Source organism: Vibrio sp. 2033 (assembly GCF_033339735.1).
On record NZ_JAWOVC010000316.1, the window covers coordinates 1 to 728 of the forward strand.

At 46.7% G+C, this 728-nt stretch carries 1 protein-coding gene and 1 pseudogene; both read left to right on the plus strand.

The genetic code is table 11. From position 1 onward, the window contains the following. Nucleotides 1-139 (plus strand): annotated as a pseudogene (locus R7P74_RS26320) (8-amino-7-oxononanoate synthase); the annotation flags it as partial. Then, nucleotides 139-728, plus strand: a 590-nt coding sequence (locus R7P74_RS26325; protein ID WP_318123587.1) for a methyltransferase domain-containing protein, incomplete at its 3' end; no start/stop codon positions are given. The pseudogene R7P74_RS26320 and the gene R7P74_RS26325, both read left to right, overlap by 1 nt.

Here is a 728-nt window from a genome sequence, read left to right on the forward strand (position 1 = left end):
CATATGGGTCACCGCGATTCGTCCACCAACCGTTCCGAAAGGTACCTCACGCCTTCGTATCACGCTCACTGCGAACCATAGTACAGAACAAGTTAAAACGCTTTCAATCGCATTGAAGCAAGCATTAGGAGCGCTGTAATGGATAATGCCGAAAACATGGTGTTGGACAACGTACACCAAGACAAAGAGGCAATTGCTTCGTCTTTTGGCAAAGCGGCTGACACCTATGACAAACATGCGGCATTTCAACGAGATGTTGGCCATCGTTTGTTGGAAAAGCTCCCAAGCGATCTTACCAACAAGCGCGTTTTGGACTTGGGGTGTGGAACCGGATATTTTTCTCAGCTATTGCTAGAGCGAGGCGCAAGTGTTGTTTGCGCCGATCTTTCGCAAGGAATGTTGGACAAAGCGCGCGAGCGTTGTGGTGACCATAATGTTCGTTATGTGGTAGCAGACGCGGAAAGCTTGCCATTCGAGGACGCTAGTTTTGACTATGTGTTTTCAAGTCTCGCGCTACAGTGGTGTGTCGATTTAAGTTATCCGTTGAGAGAAATTCGCCGAATATTAGCTGCTAATGGGAAAGGGTGTTTCTCAACACTTGTTGATGGCTCGCTACGCGAACTGCGTGATTCGTGGGCAAAAATTGACACATATCAACACGTGAATAACTTTATTACTCTCAATCAGGTAAAAATTGCGTTAGCGCAATCTCGATGCCATAACCATCA